Below are 17174 nucleotides of genomic sequence, written 5' to 3'. Positions count from 1 at the left end.
GCTGACTCTAGCCGGCTGCGGGCGCTCCTGACAACAACCGGCATCGCACCGGCCGATGGTCGGCAGGCCGGGCGTTCAGCGGTCTCGCAACGGGCGCTTGACGTTACGGCTTTGGTGCATTAGTAAGCCGGTCAGTTAATTAACCGATCGGTTTAGTTGATGTCGCCGGACCACCTCAGCGCCACGCTCTCTGCCCTCGCCGATCCCACCCGGCGGGCCATCCTGGCGCGCCTCGCGCTGGGGGAAACCTCGGTCAAGGAGTTGGCGGAACCTTTCGCGATGAGCCTCCCGGCCGTCTCGAAACATCTGAAGGTGCTCGAGAAGGCCGGCCTGATCTCCCGTGGCCGCGAGGCGCAGTGGCGGCCCTGCCGGCTCGATCCCGGCCCGCTGCGCGATGTGGCTGCCTGGCTCGAGCACTACCGGGTCTTCTGGGACCAGAGCCTGGACAGGCTGGAGAGCATGATTCTGGAGCTGAGGACTGAGGACCAGAATGCGGCGCTGTCGTTGAGCCCGCCTTCGAAGGGGACGGACGGACAATGATCGCGGCCCGTCATCGCCCCGGAATCCAGGCGGTTTTGCCTGCTCGCCAGGCGGTCTTGTCTGCTCGCAATGAGATCTTAGATCCCAATCAAACAACTTTGGAGAGCATCATGTCTCTATCGATTACCGAGCCCGCCTTCGCAGAGCCAAGAGCCAAGCTCTGGACGGGACGGGTGCTGAGCGGTGTCGTCGTCGCGTTCCTGCTGTTCGACGGCGGTATCAAGCTGGCGCCCCTGCAGGTGGTCAACGATACCCTGCAGCAGCTGGGATATTCGGGAAGCAATGAGCTGGCCCGGGGGCTCGGCGCCATGACGCTGATCATTGCGCTGCTCTATGCCTATCCCCGCACCTCCATTCTTGGCGCCGTGCTGCTTACGGGGCTGCTTGGCGGCGCCATGGCGACGCATCTGCGCGTCGGCAGCCCGCTCTTCAGCCACCTCTTCTTTGGGCTCTATCTCGGCCTCATGGCCTGGGGCGGACTCTACCTGCGCGATCCGAGGCTGCGCGCACTCATCCCGCTGCGAAGCGCCTAGCAGCTTTCGCCACTCCCTCTCGATCCGTCACAGGAGCGTTCCGTGCTCAGCACCCTTCTTTGGGCCATTGTCGCCATTCTCGCCCTCGCCATCGTCGTCGTGCTCGTCCTGGCCGCGATGAAGCCCGACAGCTTTCGCGTCCAGCGTTCGCTCGCCATCAACGCACCGCCGGAGCACGTCTTTCCGCTGATCAACGGGTTCCGGAGCTGGGGTGACTGGTCGCCCTGGGAGAAGAAGGACCCGGCGATGAAGCGCAGCTTCAGCGGCGCGGAAAGCGGCCTCGGTGCGGTCTATGCCTGGGACGGCGACAAGAATGTCGGGCAGGGCCGCACGGAGATCGTCGAGGCCTCGGCTCCCCGCAAGGTTGGATTGAGGCTCGATTTCATCAAGCCCTTCGAGGCTCATAACGACGTCACATTCGCGCTCGAGCCTCGCGGCGGCGCCACCGAGGTGATCTGGACCATGACCGGCCCAGCGCCGTTCCTCACCCGGATCATGCATGTCTTCTTCAACGTCGATCGCATGGTGGGGCGCGATTTCGAGACCGGACTCGCCAATCTGAAAGTGGCGGCCGAGCGCTAGACCCATCTCAGTTCCCGAAGAACCAGCAAGGAGGAGGCTATACCCATGCAGACTGTCGAACCGCAGGACGAACATCGCTGGCTTCAGCAGCTCGTCGGCAACTGGGCTTATGAATCGAACTGCTCGCCCGACAAGCCGGAGGAGATCTTCAAGGGCTCGGAGACCGTTCGCTCCATCGGCGATCTCTGGATCGTCGGGGAGAGCAAGAGCGAGCTGCCCGACGGAAATCCCGCGACCATGCAGATCACGCTCGGCTTTGACCCCCAAAAGGGCCGTTTCGTCGGAACCTGGCTGGGCTCGATGATGGCGATGATCTGGACCTATGAAGGTTCTCTCGACGACAGCGGCAAGATMCTGACGCTCGAATCCRAAGGGCCCAGCTTCTCCGGCGATGGCACGACGTCGAAATATCGGGACATCATCGAGATCGGCAGCCCGACCGAGCGGTTGTTCTATTCGAAGGTTCTCGGTGCCGATGGCAACTGGAGCGAGTTCATGAGAGCTCGCTACCAGAGAATCTGATCCACCAAGCCATCCAAGGCCGGCGCGACCGGCCATTTCTCAAGGGAACAGCCCAATGAAGCTCTCGACTTATCTGATGTTCAACGGCAATTGCGAAGAAGCGTTCACGACCTACCAGAAGGTGCTTGGCGGCAAGATCACCGCGATGATGAGCCATGAAGGCACGCCGGCGGAGAACGACGTCTCGCCGGAATGGCGCAAGAAGATCATCCATGCCTGCCTGGAGCTCGACGGCCAGATGCTGATGGCGTCCGATGCGCCGCCGGACCGCAGCAGCGGCCCGATGCGCAGCGTCTATGTCAACGTCATGGTTAAGGAGGTCGCCGAGGCCGAGCGCATCTTCAAGGGGCTCTCGGAGGGCGGCCAGATCCAGATGCCGATCGGGGAGACCTTCTGGTCCAAGAGCTTCGGCATGCTGACCGACCGCTTCGGCACGCATTGGATGGTCAATGCCGAGTTCAAGAACGGATGAGCGCTGGCTTCTCCGAAAAGGCCCTCGCCGACACGGCCGCCGCGATGCGCGGCCATGTCACGCGCGGTGCCGTCGCCGGGATCGTCACGCTGATCGCCCGGGCGGATGACGTGCATGTCGAGACCTTCGGCCTGGCCGATTTCGACAGTGCTGCGCCGATGCGTCGCGATGCGATCGTCCGCATCGCCTCGATGACCAAGCCGATGCTGGCGGTGGTGGCTCTGTCGCTCGTCGAGGATGGAGCGATCGGGCTCGATGACGCCGTCGAGCCTTGGTTGCCGGAGCTGGCGGACCGCCGGGTCCTGCGCAGCATCGCTGGCCCGCTCGACGACACCGTGCCGRCCCGCCGATCAATCACGTTGCGCGATCTGCTGACGCTCAGGCTCGGCATCGGCGCGATCATGGCGCCGCCGGGCCGTTACCCGATCCAGCAGGCAATGGCCGATGCCGGCGTCGCGCCCGGTCCAATGAGCCCCGAGATGTCGCCCGACGCCTGGATGAAACGGCTCGGCTCCCTGCCGTTGATCCACCAACCCGGGGACGTCTGGATGTATCATACCGGCTTCGACGTGCTCTCGGTGCTCTTGGCCAGGGTTTCCGGCAAGCCGCTTGATGATCTCATGCAGGAACGTCTGTTTCGACCGCTGGGCATGGTCGATACCGGCTTCAGCGTGCCGGCGGGCCAGGCCGGACGACTGGCCAGCGCCTATCGTCTCGATTCGGACGCGGGCCGGCTCGTCCTGTTCGATCGCGGCGCCGGAAGCGCGTTTGCCCGCGCGCCCGCCTTTCCCTGCGAGCTTGTCTCGACGGCCGACGATGTCCTGAGATTTGCGCGCGTGCTCCTGGCGCGCGGGCAATACGGCGGGCAGGGCATCCTCTCGCCAGGGATGGTCGAGCAGATGACGCGGGATCAGATCACGCCGGAGCAGAAGGCGGTTTCACCGTTCTTCCCGGGCTTCTGGGAGAGCACGGGCTGGGGCTTCGGTCTTGGGATCGCGACGCAGCCCGATCCGATCTCGGCGGTTCCCGGGCGCTATGGCTGGGAAGGCGGGTTCGGCACCAGTCTCAATATCGACCCGCATCGGAACCTCGTCACGGTCTTCCTGAGCCAGAGACTGATGCAGGGTCCGGAAGACGCCGCCCTCGGCCAGGAATTCCAGGTCCTGGCCTATCGGGCGGTCGCCGGCTGAGGGGCGTCAGCTGAAGATGCTGTAGGCCAGCAGGCCCGCGATCAGCCACAATGCCCAGTTGCCCCAGCGGTTGCGCCGGGCTTCGGCCCGGCCAATCTCCTGGATGCTGCGTTCGTCCAGGACAAAGCCCTGGCGCGAGGCGTCCTCGAGTTGGCCCAGCACACGCTCGGCCCGAGCGGCCGTTTCAGGAAGGCTGGCGAGCGTCGAGAGCATGGACTGGGCGCCTCGGCTGACTTCCTCGATCTTGCCGAGAGGGCCGAGATTGCGGGTGATCCACTCGCGCACCACCGGCTCGGCCGTCTTCCACATATCGAGCTGCGGATCGAGCGAGCGCGCTACACCTTCGACCACGACCATGGTCTTCTGCAGCATGACGAGTTCGGTCCGGGTCGCCATATCGAACAGCCCGGTGATCTCGAAGAGAAGGGTCAGAACCTTCGCCATCGAGATCTCGTCGGCACGCCGGTCATGGATCGGCTCGCCGACGGCCCGGATCGCCTGGGCGAAGTCAGCGACATCGTGATGGGCCGGAACATAGCCGGCCTCGAAATGGACCCGGGCCACGCGGGCGTAGTCGCGCGTGATGAAGCCGAGCAGGATTTCGGCGAGGAACCGCCGTTCCTTGAGGCCGAGCCGGCCCATGATGCCGCCATCGACTGCAACCAGCCGGCCCTGCGCATCGACGAACAGGTTCCCCGGATGCATATCGGCATGGAAGAAGCCGTCGCGGATCGCGTGCTTCAGGAAGGACTGGATGACGGTGCGGCCGAGCGCCACGAGGTCATGGCCGGCAGTACGCAGCGCTTCGACATCGGAGAGGCGAATGCCGTCGATCCATTCGTCGACGAGCACCTCGCGCGCCGTCAGCTGCCAGTCCGGCTTCGGGACGCGGAAATCGGCATCGTCCCTGGTGTTCTCGGCGAATTCCGAGAGCGCTGCGGCCTCGAGGCGAAGGTCCATCTCCATGGTGACGGAGCGCGCCAGCGTCTCGACCACGCCGGAGAAACGCAGGCGCCGCGCCTCGTGCGAGCGGCTCTCGGCGAGTTCGGCGCCGAAGCGCATCGCCGCCAGGTCGCGGTTGAAACGGTCACGGATGCCGGGCCTAAGCACCTTGACCGCGACCTCCGAGCCATCCTTCAACCGTGCGCGATGGACCTGGGCGATCGAGGCGGCCGCGACGGGCTCGCCGAATTCGGAGAACAGCGCCTCGACTGGCTCGCCATGCGCGGCTTCGATCGCGGCGCGGGCCTGTTCCATCGGGAACGGCGCCATCCTGTCCTGAAGCGCCGACAGGTCTTCGGCGATCTTCATCCCGACCACATCTGGCCGCGTCGCCAGAAACTGGCCGAACTTGACATAGGACGGACCAAGCCGGGTCATCGCAGCGGCAAGGCGCGTGGCCGAGGAGCCGGCGCCCCGGCGCTCGATCAGCCGGCCGACCCTGATCAGCGCACGTGCCGCGGGCGGCAGAACCGACGGATCCACCAGCGCGAGCGCGCCTTCGCGAGCCAGAACGAAACCAACCCGCGCCATGCGGGTGAAATGGGCGATTGAGGAGATCATGCTGGAAGGCGGGCCGTCACAGCTTCCAGCCGGAATGCAGTGCCACGACCCCACCGGTCATGGGCGTGAAGCGCGCCCGCCGGAAGCCGGCTGCTGCGATCATGTCGGCGAAAACCTGTGGTTTCGGGAATTTGCGGATCGATTCGACCAGATAGCGATAGGGCTCCGCATCTCCCGTCACGAGCCTGCCCATCGGTGGGATCAGGTTGAAGGAATAGGTCTCGTAGATCTTGTCGAGCACCGGCACGTCGACATGGCTGAATTCGAGGCAAAGGAAGCGCCCGCCGCGCTTCAGGACGCGATGCGCCTCCGTCAGCGCCTTGTCGATGCGTGGCACGTTGCGAATGCCGAAGGCGATCGTATAGGCGTCGAAACTGTTGTCCGGCAGGCCGAGCTCCTCGGCATTGCCCTGGACGAAGCGGATGCGGCCATCGCCTGGAAAGCGCTTCTGCGCGCGTTCGCGCCCGACGCTCAGCATCTCGCCATTGATGTCGAGCACCGTCACATCGGTTGCCGGGCCGCCGGCTTCCAGGACCTGGAAGGCGACATCGCCTGTGCCGCCGGCCACGTCGAGATGGTGGAAAGCCCGGTCGCGCGGCGGCTTCAGCGTCGAGATCAGGGCATCCTTCCAAAGCCGGTGCAGACCCGCCGACATCAGGTCGTTCATCAGGTCGTAGCGGCCGGCGACCTTGTGGAAGACGTCGTCGACCTTGGCCTGTTTCTCGGCGAGCGGCACGGTCTCGAAGCCGAAATGGGTGGTATCGGAGGCTGCTGTCACGGCTTGGCCCGGAGCTTGTGTTCTGGTGAGGCGGTAACTAGAGCCGGATGAATAGCGAAACGAGCGAGCCTTGTCGCGGCCCGTCTCGACGCATGCTGAAGAGCGAAGTGCAATGCCCGAGCTTCCCGAGGTCGAAACCGTCCGCCGTGGGCTGGAGCCCGCCATGCTCGGCCAGGTGCTGGCCCGGGTCGAGCAGCGCCGGCCTGATCTGCGCTTTCCATTGCCTGAGCATTTCGTCGAGCGCCTGACCGGGCGGCGGGTCGAGGGCCTGTCGCGCCGCGCCAAGTACCTGATCGCCGATCTAGACGATGGCGAGGCGCTGATCATGCATCTCGGCATGAGCGGCCGCTTCGTGGTCGAGGCGTCGGGCACGCCACCCACCGAACCTGGCGCCTATTACAACGAGATCGGCCGGCACCTGCAGCACGATCATGTCGTCTTCCATCTCGGATCGGGAGCGCGCGTCACCTATAATGATGTCCGTCGCTTCGGCTTCATGGATCTCCTGCCGCGGGCCGAGCTGGAGAGCTCGAAGCATTTCGCGGCAATGGGAATCGAACCTCTCGGCAACGAGCTCTCCGGCGAAGTCCTGGCAAAGCTCTTTGCCGGCAAGCTCGCGCCGCTGAAGGCGGCGCTGCTCGACCAGCGGCTCGTGGCAGGCCTTGGGAATATCTATGTCTGCGAGGCGCTGTTCCGGGCGGGGCTTCACCCGGAAGCGGCGGCCGGTACGATCACGACGCCAACCGGTCGGCCCCGCGAGGCAGCCCATGCGCTCGCACAGATTATTCGCGAGGTTCTCGAGGAGGCGGTGGCCGCTGGCGGCTCGACCTTGCGCGATTTCGCCCATGCCGACGGCTCGCTCGGCTATTTCCAGCACCGCTTCAAGGTCTATGACCGCGAGGGCGACCCATGTGTCACGCCCGGCTGCGGCGGCCTGGTGAAGCGGCTCGTCCAGTCCGGTCGCTCGACTTTCTATTGCGAGCGCTGCCAACCGAAGCGCTGAGCCAACGTCATATCGCGCGCGGAGCGGTGTCGGCGGCACGGCTTCCGCAGGGTTCGAAAGCCGCCTTTGCGCGGCCGCGCATGGACCGCGCCCGCGGCCGCCGCTAATGCTGCAGGCGAAGCATCATCCGGGAGGCCGCCATGGCTTATGAGACCATTCTCGTCGAGGTGAAGGGCAAGGTGGGCGTCATCACGCTGAACCGCCCGCAGGCGCTGAATGCGCTCAACGGCCAGCTGATTGGCGAGGTCAACACGGCGATCGATGGTTTCGAGAAGGATGCCGGCATCGGCTGCATCGTCATCACCGGCTCGGAGAAGGCCTTTGCCGCCGGCGCGGACATCAAGGAAATGCAGTCCCGCACCTTCCCCGAGACCTATCTCGACGACAAGTTCGAGCCGTGGGACCGCATTGGCCAGCGCCGCAAGCCGATCATCGCGGCGGTCGCGGGCTTTGCGCTCGGCGGCGGCTGCGAACTCGCCATGATGTGCGATTTCATCATCGCCGCGGACAATGCCCGCTTCGGCCAGCCGGAGATCAATCTCGGGGTCATTCCCGGCGCCGGCGGCACGCAGCGCCTGACCAAGGCGATCGGCAAGGCCAAGGCCATGGATCTCTGCCTCACCGGCCGCATGATGGACGTGAACGAGGCGGAGCGCTCCGGCCTCGTCGCCCGTATCGTTCCGCTGGCCGACCTGATGACGGAAGCGCTGAAGGCGGCCGAGGCGATCGCGGCGAAGTCGCTGCCMTCGGTGATGATGGTCAAGGAATCCGTCAACCGGGCCTTCGAGGTCACCCTGAACGAGGGGCTGCGCTTCGAGCGGCGCGTGTTCTCCTCGCTCTTCGCCACGCAGGATCAGAAGGAAGGGATGGCCGCCTTCTCCGAGAAGCGGCCGCCGGATTTCAAGAACCGCTGAACCCAGTCATGAGCGGGGCGAATGCCGGGGCCGACGATCTTTGATTTGCGGCTCAGCCCCGCTTGCTGACACGATGGGGGTTCTCTTCGAAGCTTAGGGATACCAGATGAACGCTGCCGCTCCTTCCGCCACGGGCGGGCTCGTCCTGCCGACCTATGAGGATGTCGTGACGGCGGCGGGTCGCCTCCAAGGCATCGCACACCGGACGCCGGCACTGACCTCGCGCACGGCCAATGCCCGCACCGAGKCCTCGCTGGTCTTCAAGGCCGAGAACCTGCAGCGCATGGGCGCCTTCAAGTTCCGTGGCGCCTTCAACGCGATCTCGGCGCTGAGCGCCGAACAGAAGCGTGCTGGTGTCGTCACCTTCTCCTCGGGCAATCACGCTCAGGCGATCGCCCTGTCGGGCAAATTGCTCGGCGTGCCGACCGTCATCCTGATGCCGCAGGATGCGCCTGCCGCGAAGGTTGCGGCGACCCGTGGCTATGGCGCCGAGGTCGTGCTCTTCGACCGTTACAGCCAGGACCGCGATGCGCTCGGCCGCGAGCTGGCCGAGACCCGCGGCCTCTCCCTGATTCCGCCCTATGACCATCCCGATGTCATTGCCGGCCAGGGCACCGCCGCCAAGGAGCTGATCGAGGAGGCTGGCCCGCTCGATATCCTGCTGGTCCCCCTCGGCGGCGGCGGTTTGATTTCCGGCGCGGCTCTCGCGGCCAAGGCGCTCAACCCCGGCATCCGCGTCTTCGGCGTCGAACCGGAGGCCGGCAATGACGGCCAGCAATCCCTGCGCAGCGGCAAGATCGTCAAGATCGACGTGCCCAAGACCATTGCCGACGGCGCCCAGACCGCCTTCCTCGGTCAATACACCTTCCCGATCATCCAGAACCTCGTCGAGGATATCGTCACGGTGCCGGATGCGGCGCTGATCGAGACGATGCGCTTCTTCGCCGAGCGCATGAAGCTCGTGGTCGAGCCCACCGGTTGCCTTGCGGCTGCAGCGGCCTTCACCGGGGCGGTTCCGGTCACGGGCAAGCGTGTCGGCGTCATCATCAGCGGCGGCAATGTCGATCTTGCTGCCTTCGCACGCTTCGTAGGGCCTTCGGCATGAGCAGGATCGAGACCATCGCCTCGCCCGAGGTGCCGGCCCCGGCGGGGCATTATGCGCATGCCGTGGCCTATAAGGACCTCGTCTTCGTCTCCGGCCAGCTCGCTCCCCGCCCTGACGGCAGCCATAGCTCGGCCGAGCCCTTCGCCGTCCAGGCGCATCAGGCGCTGGCCAACATGCTCGCGATCCTCACGGCGGCTGGCTGTGCGCCGTCCGATGTCGTCAAGGTTACGGCCTATCTGGTCGGGGTGGGCAACTGGCCCGAGTTCAACCGGATCTACGCTGAGGCCTTCGGCGATCACCGCCCTGCGCGCTCGGTCGTGCCGGTGCCCGAGCTGCATCATGGCTACCTGATCGAGATCGAGGCTGTGGCGGTCCGAAGGGGCTGATCTGGCGCTCCTGGCGTGATACGGCCATTCCGGCGTTGACGCGGCCCGCACAAGATACTATAGGCCAGCGTCTCGCGACGGCTAGCGCAAGCAACCGCCGCCGCACATGCATTTCAATCAAGGTAGCGGCCCGAACCCGCCAGGCAAATCCGCCGGGTGTTCGGTCGCAATGAAGACGAGGACGATCGATGGCCAATACGACGTCGGCCAAGAAGGCCACGCGCAAGATCGCGCGGCGCACCGAGGTGAACAAGGCGCGCCGCAGCCGTATGCGCACCTTCCTGCGCAAGGTCGAGGAGGCAATTGCCTCGGGCGACAAGGGTGCCGCTGCGGAGGCGCTCAAGGCCGCTCAGCCGGAGATCATGCGCGCCGCTCAGAAGGGCGTCGTTCACAAGAACACCGCTTCGCGCAGGGTCTCGCGCCTGGCGCATCGGATCAGCGCTCTCGCTTCCTGAGCGGCGTTCTGCAGAGCAGTTTCGGACTAAGAAAAGCCCGGCCGTCAGGTCGGGCTTTTTGTTTGCTGTGTTAACCGACCGTTAGGCAAGCCTGACTGCCGCAGACGAGAAAAATCTCATCTGCGGGGCCGATTCAGTAATCTTTCCGCTGCGTTATGGGGTTGACTTCGGTTGTGGTTTCAGGGCGCCAAAAGGTGCTTTTTTCGCCTTTTGGCCGCGCAAATAAATCCCATATTTTTCATGACGTTAGCGGGCAAAGGAATCTGTTGTCGGGAATCGCCGGAGCTTCTACCTGCGTCTCCGTCGCTTCCCGAAAAAAAGATTCGCGCTCCGCGCGCAGCCTCCGCCGTAAAAAAAACGTTAAGTTCCCCAACCTATTGGGCCTGCCTTGCCCATAGGTCATGGGGGCTCTGAAAGGGCTTGAGTCTCCGAAGCCGGCTGACTGGGATATTGCCCCCGTTCGAGGCGCCCCTGTAAGGTCCCTTCATCGCCGGGCGGACAGCAATGACCTCCGGTGGTTTCCAAAGATTAACGGCGTTTTTGGCTCACGCCCCAGAGGGGAGAGGATGCGGCTCTTTGTCTGTTTGAGTTGAGATGAAGTAGCGGCTCCGTCCTTCGGCGAGCCTTCTAAGCGTAATCAGAAATGGATCGAGAGCCTGTCACCCGCCGGCGCATGCCGTCGAGTGGGCGTCATTCTCTTTGTCCAAACAACAGCTCCGGCAGGCGGTCCACCAAGAGCCGCCGCCGATAGCGCATCTCTTGATATTGAAATGGGGCACGAAATGTTCGAGCGGCAAGCCATGGACGAGATTACCGATGCGAAGGCTGTGCCGGCGTCTGTGATCGCGACCACGACTGCGAGCATCCAGGGGGAGGGAGCAGCGCTTTCCCTGACTGAAGCCTGGGACCGCGTGCGCCGCCGCCTGCGTGCCGAACTCGGCGAGGATGTTTTCTCCAGCTGGTTTGCGCGTGTCGAGATCGGCGGCCTCGTCGATGGCGTGGCCTATCTCACCGTGCCGACCCGTTTCCTGAAGAGCTGGCTGGAGGCGCATTATGCCGAGCGCCTGCGGGCGCATTGCCTGGCCGAGTTGCCTGCTGCCAATGGCATCCTGCTTTCGGTGCGCCAGGCTGCCCGGGATGCCATTCCGGCCGCKGTCCGCGAGGCTGCCATGGCTGCCCCGCGTGCGGCGGCACCCGAGCCCGTCATGGCCCTTCGCTCGGCGGAGGCCGGATCCCTGCCCTGTGAGCAGGAGCTTGTTGACGCCTGCGGCACCATGCTCGACCGGCGCCTCAACTTCCAGAGCTTCATCGTCGGCAAGTCGAACCAGCTGGCCTTTGCAGCGGCCGAGCGAATTGCCGCGGCCCCGGCCGGATCGACCCCCTATAATCCGCTCTACCTTCATGCTGGGGTCGGGCTCGGCAAGACGCATCTCCTGCAGGCGATTGCTCAGGATGCGCGCAATCATGGCAAACGCGTGGCCTATTTCACGGCCGATCGCTTCATGTACGGTTTCGTCGCGGCCCTGAAGTCGCAGACGGCGCTCGCCTTCAAGGAAAAGCTGCGCGGCATCGACCTGCTGATCGTCGACGACGTACAGTTCATCCAGGGGCGCTCGATCCAGCAGGAGTTCGGCCACACGATCAACGCCTTGATCGATGCCGGCAAGCAGATCGTGGTCGCGGCCGATCGGCTTGCCAATGATCTCGAAGCGCTCGACGAGCGCATCCGTTCGCGGCTGGCCGGCGGGCTTGTCGTCGAGGTCGGCGAGCTTGACGAGGCGCTGCGCGTGAAGATTCTCGGAAGCCGGCTCGAGTCGCTGCAGGCGGCGCATTCGAGCTTCCACGTCAATTCCGACGTGATCGCCTATGTTGCCCGCGTCATCACCGCCAATGGCCGCGATCTCGACGGCGCCGCCAATCGGCTGCTGGCCCATGCCACCTTGTCCGGCAATGCGGTGACGCTGGAAACGGCCGAGGCGGCGATCCGTGACCTGGTCCGGACCCGCGAGCCGCGCCGCGTCAAGATCGAGGACATCCAGAAGCTGGTCGCCACCCGCTACAATGTCAGCCGGGCCGACATCCTCTCCGAGCGCCGCACCGCGGCAGTCGTGAAGCCGCGCCAGATCGCCATGTATCTGTCCAAGGCGCTGACTCCGCGCTCGCTGCCGGAGATCGGCCGCCGCTTCGGTGGCCGCGATCACACCACCGTGCTGCACGCCGTGCGCAAGATCGAAAAGGCGATCGCCGAAGATCGCCTGCTGCATGACGAGGTCGATCTCCTGAAGCGGATGCTGCAGGAGTGAGCTGCCTGCCGCGCTATGCCCTGAAGGCGAGCGCGGCTTTGGCTGTGGCCGGTTGTGAGAGCGCCCTTGCGCCACCGGCGCGCGTCCTGCAATGTCGCGGGCCATTCCGTCGCCCGTGCAGCCGCTGCTCGGGCGCTAGCACGCCAGAAGACAGACGATGAAGGTCACGGTCGAACGTTCTACGCTGTTGAAGTCGCTGGGTCATGTCCACCGCGTGGTGGAACGCCGCAACACGATCCCGATCCTGTCGAACCTTTTGCTGAGCGCGGACGGTGCCGGCCTCAAACTGAAGGCGACCGATCTCGATATCGAGGTCGTCGAGACGGTGCCCGCCGATGTCCCGGAGCCGGGCGCGACGACCGTGCCGGCACATACGCTCTACGATATCGTGCGCAAGCTGCCCGACGGCGCCCAGGTCTCGCTCGAGACGACGGGTGAAGCGGGGCTGACGCTCCGCTCCGGCCGCTCGCGTTTCATGCTGCAAACCCTGCCCGAGGGCGATTTCCCCGACATCACCGCGGGCGAGATGGCGCATCGCTTCACGCTCGCCGCGGGTGAGCTCAAGCGCCTGATCGACAAGACCCAGTTCGCGATCTCCACCGAGGAGACGCGCTACTATTTGAACGGCATCTATCTCCACACCATCGAAGTCGAAGGCCGCAGCCTGCTGCGCGCCGTTGCGACGGACGGGCACAGGCTTGCCCGCGTGGATACCGCGGCTCCGAGCGGGGCTGCCGGCATGCCGGGCGTGATCGTGCCGCGCAAGGCCGTGGCGGAGATCCAGAAGCTGCTGGAGGATGGCGACACCGAGGTCTCGGTCGAGCTCTCCGCCACCAAGATCCGTATCGCGACGCAGGCGGTGGTGCTGACCTCGAAGCTGATCGACGGCACCTTCCCGGATTACCAGCGGGTGATCCCAAGCGGAAACGACAAGCGCCTGACCGTCGACAAGGGCGATTTCGCTGCCTCGGTCGATCGTGTCTCGACGATCTCCTCCGAGCGCGGTCGCGCGGTGAAGCTGTCCATCGCCGATGGCCGCCTGACCCTGTCGGTCACCAATCCCGATTCCGGATCGGCGACCGAGGAGGTCGAGGTCGATTATGATGCGAGCCCGCTCGATATCGGCTTCAACGCCCGCTACCTGATGGATATCGCCGCCCAGCTCGATGGCGACACGGCCCTCCTCAAGCTTGCCGATCCCGGTTCGCCGACCGTGATCCAGGATCGCGAAGGTGCGTCTGCGCTCTATGTGCTGATGCCGATGCGGGTTTAGGCCGCGCTCGCATCTTGACCACGGTCGCGCGCCTGATCCTTCAGGATTTCCGCTCCTATGAGGCCCTCGATCTCGCGATCGGGGGCCAAATCGTTGCGCTTGTCGGTGAGAATGGCGCCGGCAAGACCAATCTGCTCGAAGCCGTGTCTCTGTTCGCGCCGGGCCGGGGGCTGCGCCGCGCCGATCTCTCCGACATGGCGCGCCAGGCGGGCCCGGGCTCCTTCGCCGTATCGATTGCGCTCGCGGAGGATGGGCCGCGCCTCGGCATCGGGCTTGGCAGCGAAAGCGACGGGCGGCGTGCAAGGCTTGCCCGCATCGACGGGGTCCAGGTCGGCTCGGCGCTGGCTTTCAGCGACTATCTCCGCGTGGTCTGGCTGACGCCGGATCTCGACGGCTTGTTCCGTGGCTCGGCCGGCGACCGCCGCCGCTTCCTCGACCGGCTCGTGCTTGCGGTCGATCCAGGCCATGCGACACGCTCGAACGCGCTAGAACGGGCTTTGCGCTCGCGCAACCGGATCCTCGAGGACACTCCGCAAGAGTCGTCCTGGCTTGAAGCGATCGAGCGGGAGATCGCCGAACTCGGCGTGGCCGTGGCTGCCGCGAGGGCCGAGACGGTTGGCCGACTGGCGATGATCATCGCGGCCAATGGCGACGACGCATCTCCCTTCCCCCGTGCCGCGCTCGGCCTTGAAGGCGAGATCGACCGGCTTGTGGCGGGGCTGCCGGCACTCGATGCCGAGGATCGCTATCGCGACATCCTGAGGCAGGGGCGCCAGCGCGACCGCGCGGCCGGGCGCACCCTTGTCGGCCCGCAGGCGTCGGACCTCCTCGTTCGCCATGCCGCCAAGGATATCCCGGCCGAGCAGGGCTCGACCGGCGAGCAGAAGGCCCTGCTGATCGGGCTCGTGCTTGCGCATGCGAGGCTGGTCCGGAGCATGAGCGGGCTTCCGCCACTGGTCTTGCTCGACGAAGTCGCCGCCCATCTCGATCCGCGTCGGCGCGCGGCGCTCTACGCCGAACTCGGCGAGCTGGGCTCGCAGGTCTGGATGACGGGTGCCGATCCGGCGTTGTTCACCGATCTGCCGGCAGGGGCGCAGTGTTTCACCGTGACATCCGGGCAGGTCGAGGCCATCGGCTGACGTGCTTGAGCTGGGCTGATCGGTCAGATCACGCGTCGCAATGAGACGCCTCGGGTGCATTAGGGTTGCCGCTGCTCTGAAGAGGCTGCTCCCATGGAACTTACAGGCCTTCTGGTATTTGCCGGCGTCTATTTTCTGGCGGTCGCTTCGCCTGGTCCTGCGGTCGCTGCCCTGGTTGCGCGCTCGCTCGGCACCGGCTTTCGCCGCTCGCTTCCCTTTGCGGCGGGAATCGTCGCAGGCGATCTGATCTGGTTCTCCTGCACGGCGCTTGGCCTTGCGGTGCTGACGCAGGGCTTCCATGGACTCTTCGTCGCGATCAAATATGCCGGCTGTGCCTATTTGCTCTATCTCGCCTGGAAACTCTGGACCGCCCCGGCCGAGGCGCCGCGTCAGCCGCCGAGTGCCCGCGGGGAGGGCTTGCGGCTGTTCTTCGGCGGCATCGCGCTGACGCTCGGCAATCCCAAGGTCATGGTGTTCTTCCTGTCGATCCTGCCTCTTGTCGTCGATCTCGGCCGGATGACGATGCTCGCCTTCGTCGAGGTTGCGTTGCTGCTGACCCTGATCATAGGCTCGACGATGCTCGCCTATGCCTATGCCGCGGATCGGGCTCGGCGGCTGGTGGCGAGCCCGACGGCGATGCGTCGGATCAATCGCCTGACTGGCGGCGTCATGGCCGGTGCGGCGGCTGCTATCGCCGCTAGGGGCTGAAAACCAGCTCCATCGCCCCCAGGATGGTCGCGGCTTGGGGCTGGCCATTGCCGCCAGCCTCGGGCAAACCCTTCGGCATGCCGCAATCTCGCGAATCACAGGCGCGCGCGACGCTGAAATCCGTCTTCGGCTATGACGATTTCCGCCCGGGACAATGGGAGGTCATCGCGGCCGCGCTGGCGGGAAACGACGTCTTCGCGGTGATGCCGACCGGCTCCGGCAAGTCGATGTGCTATCAGCTGCCCGCACTGGTCACGGGCGGGCTGACGCTCGTGGTCTCGCCGCTGATTGCGCTGATGCGGGATCAGGTCGGGCAGTTGACGCGGGCCGGTGTCGCGGCGGCTTCGCTCAACTCGATGAACAGCGAGAGCGAGGCGGCGGACGCCTGGGCGAAGCTCAACGCCGGCGACCTGCGTCTGCTCTTCGTCTCGCCGGAGCGATTGGCGGGGGAGGGACTGGTCGCTCGGCTGCGCAGGCTCGGCGTTGCCCGGCTTGCCATCGACGAGGCGCATTGCGTCTCGCAATGGGGGCATGATTTCCGCCCGGAATACCGCCTGCTTGCCAAGGTTCGCGAGGCGCTCGGCGGCGTCCCGGTCACGGCACTGACGGCCACTGCGGATCGGCAGACGCGCGATGACATCGCCCAGCAGCTGTTCCCGAAGCCGCCTGTCACCGTCATTCATTCCTTCGATCGGCCGAATCTGAAGCTCGCCTTCGCCCCGAAGGACCAGCCGCGGCGCCAGATCGCCGATTTCCTGAAGCGACATCGCGGCGGCAGCGGCATCGTCTATTGTTCGTCGCGAGGCCGGACCGAGCGCCTCGCCGAAGGCCTGCGCGAGCAGGGCTACAAGGCCTTTGCCTATCATGCCGGCATGGAGCAGCAGGAGCGCAACCGCAACCAGGACCTCTTCCTGCAGGAGGATGGTGTGGTGATCTGCGCCACCATCGCCTTCGGCATGGGCATCAACAAGCCCGATGTCCGCTTCGTCGTCCATGCCGACATGCCGGGCTCGATCGAGGGCTATTATCAGGAGATCGGCCGCGCCGGCCGCGACGGACTGCCGGCCGATACGCTCACCCTCTACGGCGTCGAGGACATGGCGCTGCGCCGCCGCCAGATCGACGAGAAAGCGATCGACGACGAGCGCCGGCGCATCGAGCATAGGCGTCTCAGCGCGATGACCGACCTGTGCGAGTCGGCGCTCTGCCGGCGCTCTTCCCTGCTTGCCTATTTCGGCGAGGAGACGCCGCCTTGCCGGCATCGGGAAGCACAATTCCGCTGCGATCTCTGTGCTGGAGAGGCGACGCTCCAGGATGCCACGCTGGATGCCCGAAAGCTGCTTTCGGCAGTGGCGCGCTCGGGACAGCGCTTTGGCGCCGGGCATCTCGCCGATATCCTGACCGGCACGATGAGCGAAGCGGTCCGCCGCCAGAACCATGACGGGCTGAAGACCTTCGGCGTCGGCAACGACAAGCCCAAGGCCGCCTGGGCAGCCCTGACCCGCAAGCTCTTCGCCGCCGGCGCGCTCGCGGAAGCCAGCACCGAACATGGCGGTTTCCGCCTGACGGAGAAGGGCGAAGACATCTTGTTCGGACGCGAGCCGATCGCGCTCAGGGCCGATGCCCTCCCCGTACGGCGCGGTCGCCCTGCCGAGCGTGGCGCGCGGGCCGATGGGCTCGATGAAGGCACCGCTGCCCTGTTCGAGCA

18 protein-coding genes are annotated in these 17174 nt (G+C 65.5%); 16 read left to right on the top strand and 2 right to left on the bottom strand.

The genetic code is table 11. The features are described 5' to 3' along the window. The first annotated feature begins 159 nt into the window (after positions 1 to 159). From AC1DJT_RS05555 to AC1DJT_RS05530, 6 genes are all read left to right on the top strand, one after another. Positions 160 to 540: an ArsR/SmtB family transcription factor gene (locus AC1DJT_RS05555; RefSeq protein ID WP_441490545.1), complete on the top strand. Its 381-nt coding sequence runs from the start codon at positions 160 to 162 to the stop codon at positions 538 to 540. 110 nt (positions 541 to 650) lie between these two features. Further along, positions 651 to 1073 carry a DoxX family protein gene (locus AC1DJT_RS05550; RefSeq protein ID WP_113517055.1) on the top strand — a complete coding sequence of 141 codons (423 nt, stop codon included), beginning with the start codon at positions 651 to 653 and terminating at the stop codon, positions 1071 to 1073. Between the two features lie 42 nt (positions 1074 to 1115). Then, complete coding sequence (locus AC1DJT_RS05545) at positions 1116 to 1655, top strand: SRPBCC family protein (protein ID WP_476767501.1); 540 nt, start codon at positions 1116 to 1118, stop codon at positions 1653 to 1655. Positions 1656 to 1700: 45 nt separating this feature from the next. Further along, positions 1701 to 2177, top strand: a complete 477-nt coding sequence (locus AC1DJT_RS05540) for a DUF1579 domain-containing protein (protein ID WP_476833688.1) — start codon at positions 1701 to 1703, stop codon at positions 2175 to 2177. 55 nt (positions 2178 to 2232) lie between these two features. Continuing rightward, on the top strand, positions 2233 to 2649 hold the full coding sequence (locus tag AC1DJT_RS05535; protein WP_441504986.1) for a VOC family protein: 417 nt from the start codon (positions 2233 to 2235) through the stop codon (positions 2647 to 2649). Continuing rightward, positions 2646 to 3839, top strand: a complete 1194-nt coding sequence (locus AC1DJT_RS05530) for a serine hydrolase domain-containing protein (RefSeq protein ID WP_476833687.1) — start codon at positions 2646 to 2648, stop codon at positions 3837 to 3839. The genes AC1DJT_RS05535 and AC1DJT_RS05530 overlap by 4 nt, the downstream gene beginning before the upstream one ends. 6 nt (positions 3840 to 3845) lie before the next feature. Here the strand turns inward: AC1DJT_RS05530 and ubiB are convergent, their stop codons facing one another. Further along, a complete protein-coding gene (gene ubiB, locus AC1DJT_RS05525) occupies positions 3846 to 5402 on the bottom strand; it encodes a 2-polyprenylphenol 6-hydroxylase (protein WP_441490550.1) in 1557 nt (518 codons plus the stop codon). Between the two features lie 16 nt (positions 5403 to 5418). Beyond that, on the bottom strand, positions 5419 to 6180 hold the full coding sequence (ubiE, locus tag AC1DJT_RS05520) for a bifunctional demethylmenaquinone methyltransferase/2-methoxy-6-polyprenyl-1,4-benzoquinol methylase UbiE (protein ID WP_441490551.1): 762 nt from the start codon (positions 6178 to 6180) through the stop codon (positions 5419 to 5421). A 112-nt stretch (positions 6181 to 6292) separates the two neighbouring features. Here ubiE and mutM point away from each other — a divergent pair, with 112 nt between their 5' ends. From mutM to AC1DJT_RS05470, 10 genes are all read left to right on the top strand, one after another. After that, positions 6293 to 7183, top strand: a complete 891-nt coding sequence (gene mutM, locus AC1DJT_RS05515; protein WP_476767505.1) for a bifunctional DNA-formamidopyrimidine glycosylase/DNA-(apurinic or apyrimidinic site) lyase — start codon at positions 6293 to 6295, stop codon at positions 7181 to 7183. Between the two features lie 140 nt (positions 7184 to 7323). Then, a complete protein-coding gene (locus tag AC1DJT_RS05510; protein WP_069878406.1) occupies positions 7324 to 8097 on the top strand; it encodes an enoyl-CoA hydratase in 774 nt (257 codons plus the stop codon). Between the two features lie 106 nt (positions 8098 to 8203). Further along, a complete protein-coding gene (locus AC1DJT_RS05505) occupies positions 8204 to 9202 on the top strand; it encodes a threo-3-hydroxy-L-aspartate ammonia-lyase (protein WP_476833686.1) in 999 nt (332 codons plus the stop codon). Then, on the top strand, positions 9199 to 9588 hold the full coding sequence (locus AC1DJT_RS05500; RefSeq protein ID WP_441504981.1) for a RidA family protein: 390 nt from the start codon (positions 9199 to 9201) through the stop codon (positions 9586 to 9588). The genes AC1DJT_RS05505 and AC1DJT_RS05500 overlap by 4 nt, the downstream gene beginning before the upstream one ends. 188 nt (positions 9589 to 9776) lie before the next feature. Next, positions 9777 to 10043: a 30S ribosomal protein S20 gene (gene rpsT / locus AC1DJT_RS05495; RefSeq protein ID WP_069878404.1), complete on the top strand. Its 267-nt coding sequence runs from the start codon at positions 9777 to 9779 to the stop codon at positions 10041 to 10043. Positions 10044 to 10843: 800 nt separating this feature from the next. Continuing rightward, entirely contained in the window at positions 10844 to 12346 is a 1503-nt protein-coding gene (gene dnaA / locus AC1DJT_RS05490) for a chromosomal replication initiator protein DnaA (RefSeq protein WP_441504980.1), read from the top strand. 157 nt (positions 12347 to 12503) lie between these two features. After that, a complete protein-coding gene (gene dnaN, locus AC1DJT_RS05485; RefSeq protein ID WP_069878403.1) occupies positions 12504 to 13619 on the top strand; it encodes a DNA polymerase III subunit beta in 1116 nt (371 codons plus the stop codon). 14 nt (positions 13620 to 13633) lie between these two features. After that, on the top strand, positions 13634 to 14758 hold the full coding sequence (gene recF, locus AC1DJT_RS05480; RefSeq protein ID WP_441504979.1) for a DNA replication/repair protein RecF: 1125 nt from the start codon (positions 13634 to 13636) through the stop codon (positions 14756 to 14758). 93 nt (positions 14759 to 14851) lie between these two features. Beyond that, positions 14852 to 15466 (top strand): LysE family translocator, encoded by a 615-nt coding sequence (locus AC1DJT_RS05475; protein ID WP_476833685.1) that lies wholly within the window; start codon positions 14852 to 14854, stop codon positions 15464 to 15466. A gap of 77 nt (positions 15467 to 15543) precedes the next feature. Beyond that, a partial coding sequence (locus tag AC1DJT_RS05470) for a RecQ family ATP-dependent DNA helicase (RefSeq protein ID WP_476833684.1) occupies positions 15544 to 17174 on the top strand: 1631 nt, incomplete at its 3' end.

The sequence above is a fragment of the Allobosea sp. 05T422_2 genome (genome assembly GCF_056396265.1).
The sequence above is the reverse complement of the archived record's forward strand: the minus strand, read 5'-3'. Positions and strand labels throughout refer to the sequence as shown.

What these genes read in the sequence shown, in the direction of transcription:
- AC1DJT_RS05555 (WP_441490545.1), top strand. Translation starts at nt 160, where the DNA reads ATGTCGCCGGACCACCTCAGCGCCACGCTCTCTGCCCTCGCCGATCCC.
- AC1DJT_RS05550 (WP_113517055.1), top strand. Translation starts at nt 651, where the DNA reads ATGTCTCTATCGATTACCGAGCCCGCCTTCGCAGAGCCAAGAGCCAAG.
- AC1DJT_RS05535 (WP_441504986.1), top strand. Translation starts at nt 2,233, where the DNA reads ATGAAGCTCTCGACTTATCTGATGTTCAACGGCAATTGCGAAGAAGCG.
- ubiB (WP_441490550.1), bottom strand. Translation starts at nt 5,402, where the DNA reads ATGATCTCCTCAATCGCCCATTTCACCCGCATGGCGCGGGTTGGTTTC.
- mutM (WP_476767505.1), top strand. Translation starts at nt 6,293, where the DNA reads ATGCCCGAGCTTCCCGAGGTCGAAACCGTCCGCCGTGGGCTGGAGCCC.
- AC1DJT_RS05500 (WP_441504981.1), top strand. Translation starts at nt 9,199, where the DNA reads ATGAGCAGGATCGAGACCATCGCCTCGCCCGAGGTGCCGGCCCCGGCG.
- rpsT (WP_069878404.1), top strand. Translation starts at nt 9,777, where the DNA reads ATGGCCAATACGACGTCGGCCAAGAAGGCCACGCGCAAGATCGCGCGG.
- dnaN (WP_069878403.1), top strand. Translation starts at nt 12,504, where the DNA reads ATGAAGGTCACGGTCGAACGTTCTACGCTGTTGAAGTCGCTGGGTCAT.
- AC1DJT_RS05475 (WP_476833685.1), top strand. Translation starts at nt 14,852, where the DNA reads ATGGAACTTACAGGCCTTCTGGTATTTGCCGGCGTCTATTTTCTGGCG.